This is a genomic window from Stenotrophomonas bentonitica (genome assembly GCF_002887735.1).
GTDB lineage: Bacteria > Pseudomonadota > Gammaproteobacteria > Xanthomonadales > Xanthomonadaceae > Stenotrophomonas > Stenotrophomonas bentonitica_A.
This window is the reverse complement of sequence record NZ_PKQP01000001.1, coordinates 118,327-136,850: the sequence shown is the minus strand read 5'-3', so window position 1 is coordinate 136,850 and position 18,524 is coordinate 118,327. Positions and strand designations below refer to the sequence as shown.

At 66.7% G+C, this 18,524-nt stretch carries 19 protein-coding genes; 7 read left to right on the top strand and 12 right to left on the bottom strand.

Annotated features, from left to right (window positions below; genetic code table 11):
* Positions 1–30 precede the first annotated feature (30 nt).
* Positions 31–1,398, bottom strand: coding sequence for an adenylosuccinate lyase (purB, locus tag C0R07_RS00640; protein ID WP_102788243.1), 1,368 nt, complete (start codon positions 1,396–1,398; stop codon positions 31–33).
* Between the two features lie 37 nt (positions 1,399–1,435).
* On the bottom strand, positions 1,436–2,758 hold the full coding sequence (locus C0R07_RS00635; RefSeq protein ID WP_070470548.1) for a hemolysin family protein: 1,323 nt from the start codon (positions 2,756–2,758) through the stop codon (positions 1,436–1,438).
* Positions 2,759–3,053: 295 nt separating this feature from the next.
* Here C0R07_RS00635 and C0R07_RS00630 point away from each other — a divergent pair, with 295 nt between their 5' ends.
* Positions 3,054–4,466, top strand: coding sequence for a class II fumarate hydratase (locus tag C0R07_RS00630; protein WP_046273902.1), 1,413 nt, complete (start codon positions 3,054–3,056; stop codon positions 4,464–4,466).
* Between the two features lie 167 nt (positions 4,467–4,633).
* On the opposite strand, the gene C0R07_RS00625 is transcribed toward C0R07_RS00630, so the two are convergent.
* From C0R07_RS00625 to C0R07_RS19675, 8 genes are all read right to left on the bottom strand, one after another.
* The gene (locus tag C0R07_RS00625; protein WP_046273903.1) at positions 4,634–5,059 is read right to left on the bottom strand and encodes a hypothetical protein; all 426 of its coding nucleotides are present in this window, start codon (positions 5,057–5,059) and stop codon (positions 4,634–4,636) included.
* A 95-nt stretch (positions 5,060–5,154) separates the two neighbouring features.
* Complete coding sequence (locus tag C0R07_RS00620) at positions 5,155–5,763, bottom strand: DUF2884 family protein (RefSeq protein ID WP_070470546.1); 609 nt, start codon at positions 5,761–5,763, stop codon at positions 5,155–5,157.
* 28 nt (positions 5,764–5,791) lie between these two features.
* Positions 5,792–6,673 (bottom strand): DUF4097 family beta strand repeat-containing protein, encoded by an 882-nt coding sequence (locus C0R07_RS00615; RefSeq protein WP_102787992.1) that lies wholly within the window; start codon positions 6,671–6,673, stop codon positions 5,792–5,794.
* 28 nt (positions 6,674–6,701) lie between these two features.
* Positions 6,702–7,730, bottom strand: coding sequence for a hypothetical protein (locus tag C0R07_RS00610; RefSeq protein ID WP_019185941.1), 1,029 nt, complete (start codon positions 7,728–7,730; stop codon positions 6,702–6,704).
* On the bottom strand, positions 7,727–8,602 hold the full coding sequence (locus tag C0R07_RS00605; RefSeq protein WP_070425479.1) for an ABC transporter ATP-binding protein: 876 nt from the start codon (positions 8,600–8,602) through the stop codon (positions 7,727–7,729). Before C0R07_RS00605 ends, C0R07_RS00610 begins: the two co-directional genes overlap by 4 nt.
* A complete protein-coding gene (locus C0R07_RS00600) occupies positions 8,599–8,961 on the bottom strand; it encodes a GntR family transcriptional regulator (protein ID WP_019185943.1) in 363 nt (120 codons plus the stop codon). Before C0R07_RS00600 ends, C0R07_RS00605 begins: the two co-directional genes overlap by 4 nt.
* 2 nt (positions 8,962–8,963) lie before the next feature.
* A complete protein-coding gene (locus C0R07_RS00595; RefSeq protein ID WP_102787991.1) occupies positions 8,964–9,218 on the bottom strand; it encodes a hypothetical protein in 255 nt (84 codons plus the stop codon).
* A gap of 190 nt (positions 9,219–9,408) precedes the next feature.
* The gene (locus tag C0R07_RS19675; RefSeq protein ID WP_139146279.1) at positions 9,409–9,669 is read right to left on the bottom strand and encodes a hypothetical protein; all 261 of its coding nucleotides are present in this window, start codon (positions 9,667–9,669) and stop codon (positions 9,409–9,411) included.
* A gap of 14 nt (positions 9,670–9,683) precedes the next feature.
* Here C0R07_RS19675 and C0R07_RS00590 point away from each other — a divergent pair, with 14 nt between their 5' ends.
* The 6 genes from C0R07_RS00590 to C0R07_RS00565 all read left to right on the top strand — a co-directional run bounded on the left by C0R07_RS00590 (position 9,684) and on the right by C0R07_RS00565 (position 15,815).
* Entirely contained in the window at positions 9,684–10,292 is a 609-nt protein-coding gene (locus tag C0R07_RS00590) for a glutathione peroxidase (RefSeq protein WP_070425478.1), read from the top strand.
* An 84-nt stretch (positions 10,293–10,376) separates the two neighbouring features.
* Positions 10,377–11,357 (top strand): FKBP-type peptidyl-prolyl cis-trans isomerase, encoded by a 981-nt coding sequence (locus C0R07_RS00585; protein ID WP_019185946.1) that lies wholly within the window; start codon positions 10,377–10,379, stop codon positions 11,355–11,357.
* A 22-nt stretch (positions 11,358–11,379) separates the two neighbouring features.
* Positions 11,380–12,729 (top strand): UDP-glucose dehydrogenase family protein, encoded by a 1,350-nt coding sequence (locus tag C0R07_RS00580; protein WP_070425477.1) that lies wholly within the window; start codon positions 11,380–11,382, stop codon positions 12,727–12,729.
* On the top strand, positions 12,722–12,961 hold the full coding sequence (locus C0R07_RS00575; RefSeq protein WP_019185948.1) for a SlyX family protein: 240 nt from the start codon (positions 12,722–12,724) through the stop codon (positions 12,959–12,961). Before C0R07_RS00580 ends, C0R07_RS00575 begins: the two co-directional genes overlap by 8 nt.
* Positions 12,962–12,970: 9 nt before the next feature.
* A complete protein-coding gene (locus C0R07_RS00570) occupies positions 12,971–13,663 on the top strand; it encodes a DUF2058 domain-containing protein (RefSeq protein ID WP_019185949.1) in 693 nt (230 codons plus the stop codon).
* A gap of 67 nt (positions 13,664–13,730) precedes the next feature.
* The gene (locus C0R07_RS00565; protein ID WP_070470543.1) at positions 13,731–15,815 is read left to right on the top strand and encodes an acyltransferase family protein; all 2,085 of its coding nucleotides are present in this window, start codon (positions 13,731–13,733) and stop codon (positions 15,813–15,815) included.
* A 16-nt stretch (positions 15,816–15,831) separates the two neighbouring features.
* Here the strand turns inward: C0R07_RS00565 and C0R07_RS00560 are convergent, their stop codons facing one another.
* A complete protein-coding gene (locus C0R07_RS00560) occupies positions 15,832–17,202 on the bottom strand; it encodes an amidohydrolase family protein (protein WP_070470541.1) in 1,371 nt (456 codons plus the stop codon).
* Positions 17,203–17,274: 72 nt separating this feature from the next.
* Positions 17,275–18,480: an MFS transporter gene (locus C0R07_RS00555; protein WP_019185952.1), complete on the bottom strand. Its 1,206-nt coding sequence runs from the start codon at positions 18,478–18,480 to the stop codon at positions 17,275–17,277.
* Between the last annotated feature and the right edge of the window lie 44 nt (positions 18,481–18,524).

Sequence of the window (18,524 nt, the reverse complement as noted above, 5' to 3'; positions counted from 1 at the left end):
CGGGGGCGCAGCAGGGCGGCGCCCATGCCTTCAGATCGCCTTGGCCAGATCCGCTGCCAGGCCGATGTAGCCGCCCGGGGTCAGGGCGCGCAGGCTCTGCTTGGCGTCGCCGGGCAGGTCCAGCGATTCAACGAAGGCCTGCATCGATTCGGTGGTGATGCCCTGGCCGCGGGTGAGCGCCTTGAGCTGTTCGTAGGGGTTGGGCAGGCCATGGCGGCGCATGACGGTCTGCACCGCTTCGGCCAGCACTTCCCATGCGGCGTCCAGGTCGGCATCCAGGCGTTCCGGATTGACGGTCAGCTTGCCCAGGCCCTTGGCCAGCGAGTCCAGGGCGACCTGGGTATGGCCGAAGGCGGTGCCGACCGCGCGCAGCACGGTGGAGTCGGTCAGGTCGCGCTGCCAGCGGCTGATCGGCAGCTTGGCGCTGAAATGCTCGAACAGGGCGTTGGCGATGCCGAAGTTGCCTTCGGCGTTTTCGAAGTCGATCGGGTTGACCTTGTGCGGCATGGTCGAGGAGCCGACTTCGCCTTCCTTGAGCTTCTGCTTGAAGTAGCCCAGCGAAATGTAGCCCCAGACGTCGCGGGCCAGGTCGATCAGGATGATGTTGGCGCGGCGCGCGGCATCGCCGATCTCGGCGACGTTGTCGTGCGGCTCGATCTGGGTGGTGTACGGGTTGAACACCAGGCCGAGGCTCTCCACGAAGCGCTGGGCGAAGGCCGGCCAGTCCACGTCCGGGTAGGCGATGACGTGCGCGTTGTAGTTGCCCACCGCGCCATTGATCTTGCCGGTCAGTTCGACGGCGGCGATCTGGCGGCGCTGGCGCTCCAGGCGGGCCACGACGTTGGCCACTTCCTTGCCCAGGGTGGTCGGCGAGGCGGTCTGGCCATGGGTGCGCGAGAGCATCGGCTGGGCGGCCTGGGCATGGGCGAGGGCACGCAGCACGCCGGCGATGTTGTCCAGCGAGGGCAGCAGCACCTCGCGGCGGGCCTGCTCGAGCATCAGCCCGTAGCTGAGGTTGTTGATGTCTTCACTGGTGCAGGCGAAATGCACGAACTCCAGCGCGGGGCCCAGCTCCGCATCGGCGGTGAGCTGCTCCTTGATGAAGTACTCCACGGCCTTGACGTCGTGGTTGGTGGTGCGCTCGATCTCCTTCACCCGCGCGGCATGGGACGGGGCGAAATCGTCGGCCAGGGCGCGCAGGCGTGCAGTGGCGGCAGCCGAGAACGGCGCCAGTTCGACGATGCCCGGCTCATTGGCCAGTGCCAGCAGCCATTCCACTTCCACCTTCACGCGGGCCTTGATCAGGCCGTATTCGGAGAAGATCGGGCGCAGGGCGTCGACCTTGCCGGCGTAGCGGCCATCGAGCGGGGACAGGGCGAGCAGGGCGAATTCGGACATGGCAGGGCGCAGATCGGTGGCAGCGGGGGCCGCCATTCTACGCTGCCCCGGCGTCCTCGGCCTGTGCCATGCGCACCGTCACGGCCTGGATCCGGTGCCCAGCCATGCGCTTGATCGTGAACTGGTGCCCGTCGATCTCCAGCTGCTCGCCTTCCTCGGGCAGCCGCTGGAGCTGGTGCACGATCAGCCCGCCGACCGAATTGAGGTGGTCCGGCGCGCTCAGGTCGTGTCCCAGCAGCCGCTCCAGCCGGAAGATCGAGGTCGAGCCGGCCACCAGCAGGGTGCCGTCGGCGCCACGGGTGGGGGCATCCTTGACGATATGCGGGTGTTCGTCCTCGATATCCCCGACCACCACTTCCAGCAGGTCTTCCAGGGTGAAGTAGCCCAGGATGCGGCCGTGCTCTTCCACGCACAGCGCCAGGTGGGTGGTGCCGGTGCGGAAGCGCTCCAGCACCAGCGGTACCGGGGTTTCCAGCGCGATCAGGTTGGCCGGGCGCAGCAGCGGGCGCAGGTCGTCGGTGGGATTGCCTCGAGCGATCTCGACCAGCAGGTCCTTCATGTGCAGGATGCCCAGCACTTCCTCGCCATCGCGGTCGAACCACGGGTAGCGGCTGTAGCGGCTTTCGGCGAACTCGGCCATGACGTCGGCCAGGCGCATGCCTTCGCGGAACGAGCGCATGTGGTCGCGGGAGCGCATCAGGTCGCCGGCCACCAGCTCGGGCAGCTCCAGCGCGTGGCTCATCAAGGTGAGGTCCTGGTCCGGCGCACTGCCGAGCGGTTGCTGGCGACCCACGATCAGCTTGAGCTCCTCGCGCGAATAGCGGTGCGAGGTGTGCTCCACATCGCCCCAGCCGGCCAGGCGCAGCAGCGCATTGGCGCTGTTGTTGAGCAGCCAGATGGCCGGGTACATGGCCCAATAGAACAGGTACAGCGGCGCGGCCGTCCACAGCGACATCGCCTCGGGGCGACGGATCGCCATCGATTTCGGCGCCAGTTCGCCCAACACGATGTGCAGGAACGAGATCAGGCTGAAGGCAATGATGAAGGACGTCAGGCGCGAGGCTTCCGGGGTCAGCCCCAAGGTGTCGAACAACGGCTGCAGCAGGTGTGCGAAGGCCGGCTCACCGACCCAGCCCAGGCCCAGCGAGGACAGCGTGATGCCCAGCTGGCAGGCCGACAGGTACGCATCCAGGTGCGAGTGCACGTTGAGCAGCAGCCGTCCCCGCCAGCCATGGTTCTCGGCCAGGCCGACGGCCTGGGTGTGGCGCAGCTTCACCAAGGCGAACTCGGCGGCCACGAAGAAGCCGTTGAGCACCACCAGCAGCAGGGCCAGCAGCAGAAGCAGGAGGTTGCCGATCATCCGGGGCCCCGCAGCGCTGCTGCCTGGAGCGGAACGGCACCCGCGGTCGCCAGGGCGGCGAGGGCGGTCATCGGTGCGTGCGCGCTCGCACGCCCGGTACTACTGTCGGGATCGTCACCCATGGGGGCGGCAGTCTGTCTGAATGAAAACGAATCCCGAGTCTAGCCGATCCACCGCGTGGTTGGGTTTCAACGGTGCTTGGGAGTATCGTGATCAGAGCCGCCAGCCAGGGAATCAGGCCCGTTGCCAGCCGCAGGTTCCCTTTCATCCACGAAAGATGTGCGGAGTTGAAGCAATGAGCAAGGGTTTCAGGATTGAACACGACAGCATGGGCGAGCTGCAGGTGCCCGCCGATGCGTTGTGGGGCGCGCAGACCCAGCGCGCCGTCGATAATTTCCCGGTGTCGGGCCAGCGCATGCCGCGCGGTTTCATCCGCGCGCTCGGCCTGGTCAAGGGGGCTGCGGCCAACGTCAACGTCGAGCTGGGCCATCTGCCGCGCAACATCGGCAAGGCCATCGAAGCGGCCGCTGCCGAAGTCGCCGACGGGCGCCATGACGCGCACTTCCCGATCGACGTGTACCAGACCGGTTCGGGCACCTCCTCGAACATGAATGCCAACGAGGTCATCGCTACGCTGGCCAATCGTGCCGGCAAGGCGGGCAAGACCGCGGTGCATCCCAACGATCACGTCAACCAGGGGCAGAGCTCCAACGACGTGATCCCGACCGCGCTGCGCGTTTCGGCGCTGCTGGGCGTGCATGAGCAGCTGCTGCCTTCGCTGGTGCACCTGCGCAAGACCATCGACAAGCGTGGCCGCGCGCTGCGCAAGGTGGTCAAGACCGGCCGCACCCATCTGATGGATGCGATGCCGCTGACCTTCGAACAGGAATTCGGTGCGTGGTCGGCGCAGTTGTCCTCTGCCCAGGAGCGTATCGAAGACAGCCTCAAGCGCCTGCGCCGGCTGCCACTGGGTGGCACGGCCATCGGCACCGGCATCAATGCCGACCCGCGTTTCGGCGCGCAGGTGGCCAGGCAGCTCAAGCAGCAGACCGGCATCAAGTTCGACAGCGCCGAGAACAAGTTCGAAGGCTTGGCCGCGCAGGACGATGCGGTTGAACTGTCCGGTCAGCTCAACGCGTTGGCGGTGGCACTGATCAAGATCGCCAACGACCTGCGCTGGATGAATGCCGGTCCGCTGGCCGGTCTGGGCGAGATCGAACTGCCGGCGCTGCAGCCGGGTAGCTCGATCATGCCGGGCAAGGTCAACCCGGTGATTCCCGAAGCCACCGTGATGGTGTGCGCCCAGGTGATCGGCCACCACACCGCGATCACCGTGGCCGGCCAGACCGGCAACTTCCAGTTGAACGTGACGCTGCCGTTGATTGCCGCGAACCTGTTGGATGGCATCAATCTGCTGGCCAACATCACCCGCCTGCTGGCCGATACCGCGATCGCCGGGTTGAAGGTGCGCGAGGATCGCGTCCGCGAGGCACTGGATCGCAATCCGATCCTGGTGACCGCGCTGAACCCGATCATCGGCTATGAGAAAGCCGCCGCGATCGCCAAGCGTGCCTACAAGGAACAGCGCCCGGTGCTGGAGGTGGCCAAGGAAGACAGCGGTCTGTCCGAGGCCGAGCTGCGCAAGCTGCTCGATCCGGCCGCGTTGACCGCCGGCGGCATCCACGCCGGCGGCGGCGGGGGCGGTTGAGCGCGCGTACTACCTGAAACGAAAAACGGGCCGAATGGCCCGTTTTTTTCTGCGTGAGCCCCGTAGCGGCCGTCGGCCCCAGGGCAAAATCAAGGAGGAGGTCGTCGCTGCCAGGCGGCGGACGGGGGACATTTGCCCAGGGGCCTGCCGGCCGCTGCGGGGCTCAGTCAGTGGCGGTCGGCCTGCAGATTGCCGAAGGTCTCGGTGTAATCCTTGAATTCGGGAATCTTCGTGGTCAGGTCCGGCGGGATCGGCTGCATGCCATCGGGCACCTGGATCTTCACCGAGCGCTTGGCCGGGTCCGGCGGAGCATCGGTCAAGGTGTTCTGGCGCAGCACCTGCAACTGGCCGAACATGCCCTGCAGCATCGCCTGCTGCTCTTCGTTGAGCGGGATCTCGATCTCGTCGATCTTCATGTGCCCGTTGGGCAGGATGATGATGTTCGGCGCAGGTGCGCGGCGCACGGTGACCATGCCGTCGCTGACGGTGATCTTCGGCTTGCTGCGCTCGGCGCGGTGATTGCGGTACTCCTGGTCGCAACCGGTGGCGACGAGGCAGAACAGGGCGAACAGCAACAGACTCAGCTTCTTCATGAGCAGGCAACAACGCGTGCGGCGGGAACGCAGATTGTAGTCCCCCGGCGCCGGGAAGGGCCTGCCTGCGACGCATCGTCGCAGGCAGGGGCCGCTTACCTGCCGCAGTCGTCGATGTCTTTCTGGTCCATGGTCGCGTAGGGCTGGAAGGCCGGCAGCGCGGCCGCCAGCGCCTGCTGCCTGGCCATCATCCCGGGCAGCAGGCCGCACAGCTTCTGGGCCTGCCCTTCGATCTTCCTGGCCTCCTCGTTCACCCGCGCTTCGATGCCCTGGGTGTCACCGGAGAACATGCCCTTGATCGCCTCACCGGCCGCCTTCACGCCGAGATTGGCGCCGGCCACGCCGATCTCCATGCCCGCACTGGCCAGCGACTCGACCTGCTTGCGGTAGTCCTGCAGCAGCGCACGCTGGTGGGCATCCACCGGCACCGCCTTGCCATCGATCAGCAGGTCGCCCTGGGGGCTGATCTCGGCCTTGGGAGATTTGCCATTGGAGATGGAGATGTTGCCCTGGGCAATTTCCCGGCGGGCCTTGTCGGTGGCCTCCTGCACGGTCTTGCCGATGCTGTCGGTATCCAGCGCGCTGGTGGCCGGGGCGGCGGCGCTCTGGTCGGCGGGGGCTTTGCCTTTTCCGCTGTCCGGGGCGGTACAGGCGGCGATGGGCAGGCACAACAGCAGGGCAGGCAGCAGCAGTCGAGTTGTCATGGTCCGTATCCGTTGAGGGTAAAGAGGCTTACTTGCCGCGCGGCAGTTCAACCCGGCCGCGTACATTGCTGTGGCGGATATCGCCGCTGCCACTGTTGGCCACGCGCAGGTCGCCACCGACATCACGGGCCGTCACATCGCCGGAGCCATGGCGTTCCACGGTGACGCTGCCGCCGATGTCGCGCAGCCCGGTATCGCCGGAGCCGACGGTGCCGATCCGCACGTTGCCCTTGGCCTGGCGCACGTCGGTGTCGCCGGAGCCGACCACGCCGATCTCGACATTGCCGCCGACGGTATCCAGCTCGAAGTCGCCCGAGCCGATGGTACCGACCTTGGCGTCGCCGCGTACGTTGCGGGCCTTGAAATCACCCGAGCCGACCGAGAGCAGGTTCAGTGCACCGGCCCCATCGAGGATGACATCGCCCGAGCCGACTGCCGCGGTCACCAGCCCTTTGATGTTCTCCAGCTTGATATCCCCGGAGCCGACATCGGCGCTGAGCGAATGCGCACCGCTGACGCTGGCATCGCCGGAGCCGACCTTCATCTGGACCAGGAGCGTGTCCGGCACCGTGCCGCGCAGGTCCAGGTAGGCATAGCTGCTGCCGCTCATGGTGAGGCTGCGCCCTTCGCGCTGCAGGCGGACGACGAGCTTGTCGCCGACCTTCTGCTGGGTGACCGTGAGTTGGCGCAGCCAGTCCGCGTTGGAGGCGCAGGCGCGCCCGCCGAGCTGGGCCGCACCGGGGCCGGCCTGCAGCACCAGGTCATGCTGGTTCACTTCGAACACCACGGCCTTGGCACCGGCCAGGTCGAGCTTGAGGTCGCGCGGTTCGTTGAACTTGCACTGCGGTTCATTGGCGAGCGCGGTCAGCGGCAGCAGCAACAGGGAAGCAACAGCGAGCTTGCGGATCATGGGTGGCTCCTCGAAGAAGGGCGGGGGATCAGATTTCGCCAGCGCGGCGGCGCAGGCGGATGGCCAGGAACAGGAACACCACGCCGGCCGCAGCCCCGATCCACAGTTCCGGCATGGCCAGGGCGGCCAGCTGGTGGCTTGGGCCCAGTTCGTTGACCAGGTTGTCCATGTTGCCGTTGCCACTGAACATGGACTCACCGCGGTAGAACTGGTCGCTGGCCGGGACCGCGCTGAGCAGCAGGCGGCCGACGATATGCTTCCAGAACCAGCCGCCGGTCAGGTCGAACAGGGTCATCACCTTGGTGGTGCTGACGATGATGCCGGCGAACAGCGGAAGCATCACCGCCCACAGGAACGGCTTGGTCTTGGCCCAGGCCGAGCACAGCAGCAGCCAGCCAACGGTCGGCAGCGCCCAGAGCAGGTAGACCGGAATCCAGGACAGGTGGCCGGCGATGATGGTCAGCGGGCTGGCAGGGCCCCAGATCAGCATCATCGGATCACCGCCGTGGGCGATCACCACGATCGAGATCATCACCAGGAAGCCGAGCATGGTCAGGGCCGAGGCGATCACCGCGATGATCGGAGCGATCAGCAGCGCACTCACGGCCTTGGACAGCACCGTGGCGGTATCCGACAGCGGCAGCGATTTCCAGAACAGGATGCTGCGGTCGCGGCGGTCGTCGTACAGGGCGCCCAGGCAGTAGAAGAACACCACGAAGGCGAGCACGATCAGCGGCCAGCCCGAGCTCAGGATCAGGGTCAGGTCCAGGCCATTGGCCAGGTCGTGCAGGTCCTTGGCATCGAGCTTGCTGGTCAGCAGGCTCAGGTCCAGGCCGTTGATGTTGACGCTTTCGTTGTCGATGTGGATGCCGCCGCTCTTGACCGCACGGTGCATGGCGACCAGGCCGAACACGATGCCGAGCAGGCTCATCACCAGTGAGATGCCGCCGGCGATCACCGGCGCATACAGGAAGCCGCCGCGGTTTTCCCAGTACTCACGCTTGAGCAGCCACTTGAACGCACTGGCCTTGCTGATGGGATGGTTGACGGTGTTCATGCGTAGGTTCCCTTCATGATGGCCACGAACAGATCCGCCAGCCCCGGGCTGCGGATTTCGCCCAGGGGCGTGAGCTGGGCGCGTGGCACCCCGTCGAACAGCAGCACGGTCTTGCCGAAGGGCAGGGCACGTTCGTCGATCGGCTTGAGCGCGCGTGCGGCCTCCACGGCATCGGCGGACACCAGTACTTCGGTATAGCGTTCGCCGATGTCTTCCATGTCGGTGGTCAACACGATGCGGCCATCGCGGATGAACATCACATCGGTGAGGATGTGCTCGATCTCTTCCACCTGGTGGGTGGTGACGATGATGGTCTTCTGCTCGTCGAAGTAGTCCTCCAGCAGGCGCTGGTAGAACTCCTTGCGGTACAGGATGTCCAGGCCCAGGGTCGGTTCGTCCAGCACCAGGACCTTGGCATCGATGGCCATCACCAGCGCCAGGTGCAGCTGCACGATCATGCCCTTGGACAGTTCGCGCACGCGCTGCTTGGGATGCAGTTTGGTGGAGGCCAGGAAGCGTTCGCAGCGCGCCCGGTCGAAACGCGGGTGGGTGCCGGCGACGAAATCGATGGCCTCGCGCACCTTCATCCAGCGCGGCAGCACCGCCACGTCGGCGATGAAGCACACATCGTTCATCAGGGCGTTGCGCTGTACGGTCGGGTCCAGCCCGAGCACGCGCAGCTCGCCTTCCACCGCAGTCAGGCCCAGCAGCGCCTTGAGCAGGGTGGTCTTGCCGGCGCCGTTGGGGCCGATCAGGCCGGTGATGCGGCCGGGCGCGATCGTGAAACTGGTGTTGTCCAGTGCCACGGTCTGTTTATAGGCCTTGCGCAGGCCTCGAGCGGAAATGACGACATCACTTGCAACGGCATTCATGAGGATTTCCCCTGGGGCAGCAATTCGTCGAGGTTCAGGCCCAGGCGCTGGATGCGTTCCAGGACCAGCGGCCATTCTTCATTGAGGAACCGGTCGCGCTCGCTGCTGCGCAGCTGCGTGGCCGCTTCTTCGGTCATGAACATGCCCAGGCCGCGGCGCTTCTCGACCAGGCCTTCATCAGCCAGTTCCTGGTAGGCGCGCGAAACGGTGATGGGATTGAGCTGGTACTCGGCGGCAACCTGCCGGACCGAAGGCAGGGCGTCGCCCGGCTTGATGATGCCGTCAAGCATCATGGCGATCACGCGCTCTTTCAGCTGGCGGTAGATCGGAGCACCATCGCTCCATTGAATATCGCTCATGGTCAGCTCCGTGGGTTCAGCGACTGCGCGAATGAGAAGTAAGGCATGGACAGGGAGCTGTGCAGCCGGCGGGGGGGCGTGGGGGCGCCGTCGGCGGTCCCTGCCTCGATGACGCCTGCGTCCTGCGGGCCTTCAAACACATTGGCGCTGGCAGGGCTGCCAGCGTCACCGGAGGGGATGCCGAACCAGCCCAGCAGCAGCAACGCCGAGGCGGCGGTGACGGCTTTGGCGACGTGGTGGTGGCGCATGCGGTTCATGGGCTTCCCCTGTCTAGGTGACTGGTGTTGTATGCAACTATAACACCGGCACGCCGAAGATCAACAGGGCGAGCAACCCAACTGATGGCAGGGGGCGTGTGACAGCCTCCATGGTTTCCCAAGTTATTGAATATAAAGACGTATGTCTGCACGTGGGCTGCCGATGCGGGCCAGCGCACATTCATTGATGTCAATGGTATGGCAAGTGGGTGCCGTATTCAGGTGATCGAATCGGTGAGCTTGGCCTGTCGGTCCACACCGCCAGACGCGGCAAAACGGCGCTGAATGCGGCGGGCAGCATCGACAGGGCCATGACCGGCCACGGCGCATTGCGGCGAGACGTCCTGCCGGCGGACCAACGGCGTCCGGCGGCAAAAACACCGGTGATATAGTGCCCGCCGCCGTCCTTGCCGCCCTCGCCGGGCGCATTCAGGCCTTCGTTCTTCCCCACTCTGGAGTGTCGCGATGCATCACGTGTCTTTGTTGTCGCCCATCCGCTGCGGCCGCATTCCGCGCCGGGCGCGGTGGTCCGTGTTGTTGCTGGCGGCCGGCCTGCTGGTGGGCGCCTCGGCCCAGGCGGCCGATCTGCTGGATGTGAGCTATCGCCCGCTGGCCGGCAAGGGCGAGGTCAATCTGGCCAAGCAGTACGGCGGCAAGGTGCTGCTGGTGGTCAACACCGCCAGCAAGTGCGGATTCACCCCGCAGTACGAAGGCCTGGAAGCGCTGCAGCGAAAGTACGCCGCGCGTGGTTTCTCGGTGCTGGGCTTCCCGTCCAATGACTTCAAGGGCCAGGAGCCGGGTGACGAAGCCCAGATCCAGGAGTTCTGCACGCTGACCTATGGCGTCAAGTTCCCGATGTTCCAGAAGGTGGTCGTCACCGGGCCGGAGGCGACGCCGTTGTATCGCAGCCTGGCCACGGCCACGGGCGTGTCGCCCGGCTGGAACTTCCACAAGTATCTGATCAGCCGGGATGGCCGGGTGGTGGCGCAGTTCCCGAGCAAGGTGACGCCGGACGACCCGAAACTGGTCGCGGCGATCGAACGTGAACTGTCTGTCACGGCCAACAAGCACTGACGATATCGACATCTCGGACGCGCGTGCGACAATGGTTGCTTTCGCGCCGACGTCGGCGTCCAGTCACTTCCAGGAATGCAGCGAATGAAGATGGGAATGCGCGGCGCCGCGGCGTCGGTTCTGATTCTGGCGATGGGTGCCACCGGTACCGCGATGTCGCAACAACCAGCCGCCCGCGCGGCTGTCAAGGAGACTTCCACTTTGAATACCCAACGCGAAAAGCTTGGCTACGCCATCGGTATCGATGTCGCCAATTCGTTCGGTCCGATCTCCAGCGAGATCGACCTGGCCGCCCTGCGCCGCGGCGTGACGAATGCCTTTGAAGGCAAGCAGCCGCTGATCAGCCAGGAAGAGGCGCAGAAGACCGACGCCGCCCTGCGCCAGGCCGTGATGGCCAAGAGCGGCCAGCCGGTTCCGGGCGTTGCCCCGGGCACCGCGCCGCCGAAGGTGGACCGCGAGAAGGTCGGCCTGATGCTGGGCAGCTTCGCCGTGGGCCCGTCGCTGGCGCCGCTGAAGGACGATCTGGACCTGGACGCGCTGTTCGATGCGGTCAGCACCACCTTCAACAACGGCACCCCGAAGATGACCGCCGAGCAGGCCAAGGCCACGCTGGAAGGCTTCATGAAGGGCAAGCAGGCCGAGATGGACGCCAAGTCCGCCGCCCAGGCCGGTACCAACCGCGTGGAAGGCAACAACTTCCTGGCCAAGAACAAGACCGTGCCGGGCGTGGTGACCACCGCCTCGGGCCTGCAGTACCAGGTGCTGCGTCCGGGTTCGGGCGAGCGTCCGATGCCGACCAGCAAGGTGCGCGTGAACTACGAAGGCAAGCTGCTCGACGGCACCGTGTTCGACAGCAGCTACCAGCGCGGCCAGCCGATCGAGTTCGGCCTCGACCAGGTGATCAAGGGCTGGTCCGAAGGCGTGTCGCTGATGCCGACCGGCTCCAAGTACCGCTTCTGGATTCCGGGCGAGCTGGCCTATGGCGAGCAGGGCACCCCGGGTGGTCCGATCGGTCCGAACGCGACGCTGACGTTCGACGTCGAGCTGCTGAACGTTCTGCCGTAACGGATCTGGAGCCCCACCGCCCATGCGCGTTGCGATATTCGGTACCGGCTATGTCGGTCTTGTCACGGGTACCTGCCTGGCCGAGGTTGGCCATCAGGTGATCTGTGTCGACATCGACCAGGCCAAGGTCGACGGGCTCAACAACGGGATCATCCCGATCTATGAGCCCGGCCTGGAGCCGATGGTCAAGGCCAACCACGCTGCGTCGCGGTTGGTCTTCACCTCCGACGCCGCCACCGCGATCGCGCATGGCCAGGTGATCTTCATTGCCGTGGGCACGCCACCGGACGAGGACGGCAGTGCCGACCTGCAGTACGTGCTGGCCGTGGCCCGCACCATCGGCCGGCACATTACCGCGCCGGTGGTGGTGGTGAACAAATCGACCGTGCCGGTAGGCACGGCCGACAACGTCCGTGAGGCCATCGCCCAGGCGCTGGCCGAGCGCGGCGTGGAGATCGCGTTCGACGTGGTCTCCAATCCCGAATTCCTCAAGGAAGGTGACGCGGTCGCCGACTGCATGCGGCCGGACCGCATCGTGGTGGGCGCGTCCAATCCCGACTCGGTCGCGCTGATGCGCCGCCTGTATGCGCCGTTCAACCGCAACCACGACCGCGTGGTGGAGATGGACGTGCGCTCGGCCGAGCTCACCAAGTACGCGGCCAATGCGATGCTGGCGACCAAGATTTCGTTCATGAACGAAATCGCCAACATCGCCGAGAAGGTCGGTGCCGACATCGAGCAGGTCCGACAGGGCATCGGCTCGGATCCGCGCATCGGCTGGCACTTCATCTATCCCGGCGCCGGTTACGGCGGCTCGTGCTTCCCCAAGGATGTGCAGGCCCTGGCCCGGACCGCCCAGCAGTACGGCCATGAGCCCAAGCTGTTGAACGCGGTGGAAGCCGTCAACGAACATCAGAAGGGCCATCTGTACGCGCTGATCCAGCGCCACTACGACCGTGGCGAGGATGAAGGCGTGCGCGGCAAGACCTTCGCGGTGTGGGGCCTGGCCTTCAAGCCGAACACCGATGACATGCGCGAAGCCTCCAGCCGCCGCCTGCTGGCGCAGCTGTGGGAAGCCGGTGCACGGGTGCGCGCTTACGATCCGGAAGCGACCGACGAAGCGCGCCGCATCTTCGGTGAGCGCGATGACCTGGTGTTCTGCGATGATGCCTATGACGCCCTCGACGGCGCCGATGCGCTGGTCGTGGTCACCGAATGGAAGCAGTTCCGCAGCCCGGATTTCATCCGCCTGCGTGAGATGCTCAGCGATGCGGTCGTGTTCGACGGCCGCAATCTGTACGACCCGCAGGAAATCGAAGCCGCGGGCCTGGCTTACTACGGCATTGGCCGGGGACGTTCGTTGAATGCATGAGTCCACACCCTCCGAGCGCGAACAGGCACTGGAAGCACGCCTGATCGAGCTGGAAATGCGCGTCTCCTTCCAGGAGCAGGCGCTGGCCGAACTGAGCGAGGCCCTGGCCGATGCGCGCATGGAAGGCAATCGCAATGCCGACCTGACCCGCATCCTGCTTGAAGACCTCGGCAAGGTCCGCACCGCGCTGTATTCCGATTCGGCCGAAGAGCCGCCGCCTCCGCATTACTGATCTGACGTCATGAGCGATACTCTCCGCGACCAGCTGCTGGGCCTTGGCTTCAAAGCCGCGCCCAAACCCGAACGAACCAACGACCGCAAGCCGGACCGTCGGCCCGATGCGCGCCGCGATGGCCGACCGGCCGGCAAGCCGCAGGGCGCACGCCCGGCCGGCAAGCCCGGCGAGGGCCAGCGGCCCGCGCGTGACGGTGATCGCCGTCCACCGGGCAAGGGCCGTCCTGCCGGCGCCCGCCCGCCGCAGGGCGCGCCTGGCAAGCCGCGCTCGCGCGAGGATATCGATCTCGCCAAGGCGTATGCGATCCGTGCGCAGAAGGAAAAGGACGACCGCATCGAGGCCGAGCGCCTGAAGCAGGAAGAGGCGCGTATCCGCCGCGAGGCCAAGGCCAAGCTGGAGGTCCTGCTGGAAGGCAAGTCCCTCAACGCCGAAGCAGCCGACATCGCGCGCCACTTCCCGTACGGGGGCAAGATCAAGCGTATCTACGTCACCGCCGATCAGCTCAAGGCGCTCAATGCCGGTGAGCTCGGTGTGCTGCAGCAGAACGGCCGGTACGTGCTGGTCACTGCCGCCGTGCTGGCCGAGGCCGAAGCGGTGTTCGCACCGTCGGTGGCGCTGAAGGTCGATCCGGATGCACCGGCTGGCGAAGATCCGTACGCCGATCCGCAGTACCAGGTGCCGGACGACCTGGTCTGGTAAGCCGACGCCACCATTGTTGAATGCACTGGGCGCCGGCAGGCGCCCGTTGCATGTCAGGAGCAGGGCCATGCAGGAACGCAGTCCCGGGTATTTCCCGCACATCGATGGCCTGCGTGCGATCGCAGTGCTGGCGGTCATCCTCTACCACCTCAAGGCCAGCTGGTTGCCCGGCGGCTTCACCGGCGTGGACGTGTTTTTCGTCATCTCCGGCTTCGTGGTCAGTGCCTCGGTGGATCGCCTGCCGGCGGTGGGCGGCTGGGCCGGGCTGGCCCGTTTCTATGCGCGCCGCATGCGCCGCATCGCCCCGGCGCTGGTGGTCTGCCTGCTGTTCACCGCGATGCTCAGTGCGCTGCTGATTCCCGAATCGTGGCTCAGCGAAACCAGCGACAAGACCGGGCGCATGGCCTTCGTCGGGCTGAGCAACTGGGTGCTGGCCAGTACCGGCAACGATTACTTCTCACCGCGCACCGAATTCAACCCGTACACGCACACCTGGTCGTTGGGCGTGGAAGAGCAGTTCTACCTGCTGTTCCCGCTGTTGTTCCTGGCCTGGGCCAAAGGCCCACGCGGGCGCTGGGTATCGCTGGGGCTGTTCGGCGTGGCGGTCGCGGCATCGCTGGGGTATGCGGTGTTCCGTGCGCGCCAGGGCGGCCATGAGATCGATGCGTTCTATCTGACCACCACGCGGTTCTGGCAGCTGGGCGCTGGCGTGCTGCTGTTCCAGGTGTTGTCGCTCAGCGGCCGGTTCACGCCGCTGACGGCATCGCCGCGCGGCATCAGCTGGCGCTCGCCGCTGTTGCTGCTCAGCGTTGGCGCACTGGGGTATGGGCTGTGGTCCGCGCGTCCGGGCCATTCGCCCTGGATCGACGGGCTTTGGCCGGTGCTGGGCACGCTGGGCCTGCTTGGTCTGCTGCAGCGCGCGCCAGGGGGCTGGATCGGCCGCGCGCTGGCGACCACGCCGATGGTGACGATCGGCCGCCTGTCCTATTCGCTGTACCTGTGGCACTGGCCGGTCTTCGTGCTGTTCCGCTGGACGGTGGGCCTTGAGACCGTGGCCACCGGCACGGCCGCGCTGCTGTGCGTGGCGCTGCTGTCCTGGCTGTCCTGGCGCTGGGTGGAACAGCCCCTGCGGCATGGCGGACGCTGGCGCATCAGCAATGCACGCTGGGTCGCGGTCGGGGTGGCCGTGCTGGTGCTTGGCGCCGGGCTGCAGACGGCACTGGTCAAGACCCAGCAGTACACCTCGCTCAGCGTGGTCAGCCGCGCTCCGCTGGACTGGTATCCCTATGCCAAGGGGCTCAAGAAGGAAATCCCGGACTGCCGCGTGCGGGTCAGCAACGTGCCGGTGCAGGGCGGGCAGGCACGCCTCTACGAGCGCGGCCAGTGCCCGGGACGCGCCGCCTCCACGCGCCAGCTGTTCGTGGCCGGTGATTCGCATGCGCTGGCCTACCACGAGATGTTGCAGCGCCTGGCCGTGCTGGATGGCGCAACGATCCGGCTGTACGGCAGCGGTGGCTGCGCGCTGGTCGGGTTGCGTGCCTGGCAGGGCCCCAATCCGGCGTGTGATGCGTATGTGCGCAACGTGCTGGAGGATATCCAGGCCCGTGCGCAGCCGGGCGATGCGGTGTTGCTGGCCGGGCTGAGGCTGCCGCGTCTGTCCGAGCAGTACACCGTGTTCGATATCGCGCAGGTGCGTGCCGAACATCTGAGCGAGGCGGCCGATGCCGGTCGCCGGGCCGAGGTCGCGTCCTGGATTGCTCAGCTCACCCCGCTGGCCGAGCGCGGCGTGTACATCGTGCTGGAAGCGCCCAAGCCGGTACTGCCCGCGCCGCCGTACCGCTGCTCGGATGTGTTCAACCGGCACAACCCGATCTGCGTCAATGGCATGACTTTGCCGCGCAGCGAGATCGAGCAGCTGCGTGCGCCGGTGCTGGCCGGCCTGCAGCAGGTGGCGGATGCGCTGCCGGGGGCGTCGATCTGGGATCCGATGCCGCTGCTGTGCCCCGGCGAGCAGTGCCTGCCGACCCGCGAGGGCAAGCCGCTGTTCTTCGATGGCGATCATCTCAGCGGCTATGGCAATCGTCTGCTGCTGCCTGATTTCCAGGCCCAGCTGAAGCGCCTGGAGGCGACGGCGCCGGCCGCCGCCCCCTGAATCCCATCGCCCGCGATCAGTCGCGGGCAGCCGTGCCTGCTTCGGCCTCGATCGGGCCGGCGACCTGCTGGCCCGCCTGCCAGACCGCATCGATCCGGCGGCTGTTGCGGATGTCCTGAAGCGGGTTGGCCCCCAGAACCAGCAGATCCGCACGGCGACCGACCGCGATCCGACCGCGATCGTCCAGGCCAAGCAGGCGTGCGGCGTCGGCGGTGGCTACCTGCAACGCCTGCGCCGGGGTGAAACCGGCCTGCGTCATCAGCTCCAGCTCGCGATGCTCGGCGACGCCGATCACGCGCTGCGGCATCGCGCCGGCATCGGTACCGAAGCCGATGTTCACGCCGGCCTCGTGCAGCGTTCTCAGGTTACGCAGGTTCATGGCCACCGCTGCGCGTGCCTTGGGGATGCCATCGCCCGCCAGCTGCGCCTTCTGCCACTGTGGTTGCTGCCAGCGCTCACGCACGGCTGCCGGCAGGGCGTTGGCCACGAACGGCTGCTGCAGCCACTGCGGGTTCTCTGCGTACAGATAATTCGCCTCGTCGATGTTGACCGTCGGGATGTACCACACGCCCTTGTCGCGCATCGCGCTGACCAGCGCCGGGGCGACCGGCGTATCGCGGATGCCGTGCGCGATGATGTCCACGCCGGCCTCGACCAGATCCGCTGCCGGCGCCTGGTCGTGGATGTGGGCGGCCACCTTGAGCTGGTGCTGGTGCGCCTCATCGATCGCCGCGCGGTAGATCGGCGGCGCCATCATCGGGAAGCGGCCACCGAGGTCGTCCACCCACAGCTTGATCACGTCCACCCCGGCCTGCTGCTGCGCGCGGACCGCGGCGCGGGCCTGGTCGGGCGTGGTCGGGCGTGCCACGGGGTCGTGCTCGAGCCCCATCGTTTTGGCCGGCGGGGCGCCTGCGGCCGCGCCGATGCCGCCACCGGCGCCGTATAGCTGCGCACCGAGCGTGGGTTGGTCACGGACTTCGGCGCGGATCGTGGTGAACGCAGCGCCGTTCATGCCCAGCGCGGTCACCGTGGTGATGCCGTAGCGCTGGAACTGCTGCAGGTCGCGGAGCACGTGATCGCGGGTGTAGAAGCGGTCGCCATGCTCCAGGCCGTCGGTATTGCCGACGTGGATGTGGTTGCTGACCAGGCCGGGCAGGATCACCTTGCCCTGGTAGTCGATGCGCTTGGCACCCTTGGCCAGTGCGGGCGGTGGTGGGCCGATGTGCGCGATGCGCTCATCGCGCAGGGTCAGCGTGGTGATGCCCAGGTCGCGTTCGCCATCGAACACGCGGGCGTTGTCGAGAATGATCGGGGGGGCTGCGTTCGCGGTGGCACAGGCCGCCACGAGGGCGGTGAACAGGGTCGGCAGGCGAAGGGAACGTCGCATGGGGACTCCGGGGTTGGGGAATCCCGAGCGTACCGGCACCAACGTGACGGCAGGGCCACGCACGGCGTGGCGCTACACGGCCCCGGGCTTCCGGCGGGCGGCCCGCAACAGCGGCAGGCTGATCGCGAAGAAGCACAGCAGGGCGCCGGCCAGCGCGAATCCGCTGGCCGCCAGAAATGCGGTGCGGCCCTGATCGATCGGCCACAGCTGGCCCGCGATCAACGCACCGAGCACACCGCCCACACCCGAGGAGAAGCCGTACAACACGCCCTGGCCGTGCCCATTGAGGCGGCCGGGGAAGTAGGTGGCCAGCATCTGCATCGCAGCGGCGAAGAAGGCCGCAAAGCCCAGTGCATGCGCGGTCTGGGCGACCAGCATCACCGGCAGGTTCTGCGGGAACAGTGCGGTGATCGCCCAGCGCACGGTGGAGCTGAGCAGGGCGATCAGCAGCATCCAGCTGGCGTCATAGCGGCGGAAGAAGCGGCCGATGGTGAAGAACACGCCGACTTCAAACACCACCCCGACCGTCCACAACACGCCCAGCGTGGACGTCGCGTAGCCGTGGTGGTCCATGTAGACCGAGAAGAACGTGTAGTACGGGCCGAACGACAGCTGCTCCATGAAGGCGGCCAGGAAGAACGCCAGTACCTGCGGCTTGCGCACGATCTGCCAGAAACCAGTGGCATCGCCGTCGCTGCGCTGCAGGTTGCGCGCATAGCGGTTGGCGAAGCCCGAGGCCGTAAGCAGGCCGAACAGCGGCAGCATCAGCCACGGCAGCAGGTGTGCATTGCCGGCGCCGCCGTCACCTTCGATGATCCAGCCAAACAGCATCACCACCACGATGAAACCCAGCGAGCCCCACACCCGGATCAGTCCGTAGCGGTGGCTGTCGCTGCCCAGGTGGGTCAGCGTGATCGATTCGAACTGCGGCATCACTGCGTTGTAGAAGAAGCAGAACGCGATCATCGCCGGGTACAGCCAGGGCTGCGGCAACGGCAGCAGGAAGGCGCAGAACGTCAGCAGCGTGAGCACACAGCCCAGCCGCAGCCAGAAGATCGGGCGCGGCGAGGCGGCGGCAATGGAGGTCCACGTGGTCGGCGCGACGATACGGGTGGCATACCACAGCCCCATCATCACGCTGATCGCGGTGACGCTCATGCCGCGCGAGGTCAGGAACAGCGACCAGTAGGGCGTGAACGCGCCGAGGGCGGCGTAGTAGAACAGGTAGAACGACGAGAGGCGGACGGCCGGGACGGCGTCGCGGGGGAGGGCGGTCATGCAGGGTCTCGGAGGGCGCGCACCCGCCAACAGTGGGTGCCTAC

Bases quoted from the DNA above. Each gene is read 5' to 3' on its own strand.
- purB (WP_102788243.1), bottom strand. From the start codon at position 1,398: ATGTCCGAATTCGCCCTGCTCGCCCTGTCCCCGCTCGATGGCCGCTAC.
- C0R07_RS00635 (WP_070470548.1), bottom strand. From the start codon at position 2,758: ATGATCGGCAACCTCCTGCTTCTGCTGCTGGCCCTGCTGCTGGTGGTG.
- C0R07_RS00630 (WP_046273902.1), top strand. From the start codon at position 3,054: ATGAGCAAGGGTTTCAGGATTGAACACGACAGCATGGGCGAGCTGCAG.
- C0R07_RS00625 (WP_046273903.1), bottom strand. From the start codon at position 5,059: ATGAAGAAGCTGAGTCTGTTGCTGTTCGCCCTGTTCTGCCTCGTCGCC.
- C0R07_RS00620 (WP_070470546.1), bottom strand. From the start codon at position 5,763: ATGACAACTCGACTGCTGCTGCCTGCCCTGCTGTTGTGCCTGCCCATC.
- C0R07_RS00615 (WP_102787992.1), bottom strand. From the start codon at position 6,673: ATGATCCGCAAGCTCGCTGTTGCTTCCCTGTTGCTGCTGCCGCTGACC.
- C0R07_RS00610 (WP_019185941.1), bottom strand. From the start codon at position 7,730: ATGAACACCGTCAACCATCCCATCAGCAAGGCCAGTGCGTTCAAGTGG.
- C0R07_RS00605 (WP_070425479.1), bottom strand. From the start codon at position 8,602: ATGAATGCCGTTGCAAGTGATGTCGTCATTTCCGCTCGAGGCCTGCGC.
- C0R07_RS00600 (WP_019185943.1), bottom strand. From the start codon at position 8,961: ATGAGCGATATTCAATGGAGCGATGGTGCTCCGATCTACCGCCAGCTG.
- C0R07_RS00595 (WP_102787991.1), bottom strand. From the start codon at position 9,218: ATGAACCGCATGCGCCACCACCACGTCGCCAAAGCCGTCACCGCCGCC.
- C0R07_RS00590 (WP_070425478.1), top strand. From the start codon at position 9,684: ATGCATCACGTGTCTTTGTTGTCGCCCATCCGCTGCGGCCGCATTCCG.
- C0R07_RS00585 (WP_019185946.1), top strand. From the start codon at position 10,377: ATGAAGATGGGAATGCGCGGCGCCGCGGCGTCGGTTCTGATTCTGGCG.
- C0R07_RS00580 (WP_070425477.1), top strand. From the start codon at position 11,380: ATGCGCGTTGCGATATTCGGTACCGGCTATGTCGGTCTTGTCACGGGT.
- C0R07_RS00575 (WP_019185948.1), top strand. From the start codon at position 12,722: ATGCATGAGTCCACACCCTCCGAGCGCGAACAGGCACTGGAAGCACGC.
- C0R07_RS00570 (WP_019185949.1), top strand. From the start codon at position 12,971: ATGAGCGATACTCTCCGCGACCAGCTGCTGGGCCTTGGCTTCAAAGCC.
- C0R07_RS00565 (WP_070470543.1), top strand. From the start codon at position 13,731: ATGCAGGAACGCAGTCCCGGGTATTTCCCGCACATCGATGGCCTGCGT.
- C0R07_RS00560 (WP_070470541.1), bottom strand. From the start codon at position 17,202: ATGCGACGTTCCCTTCGCCTGCCGACCCTGTTCACCGCCCTCGTGGCG.
- C0R07_RS00555 (WP_019185952.1), bottom strand. From the start codon at position 18,480: ATGACCGCCCTCCCCCGCGACGCCGTCCCGGCCGTCCGCCTCTCGTCG.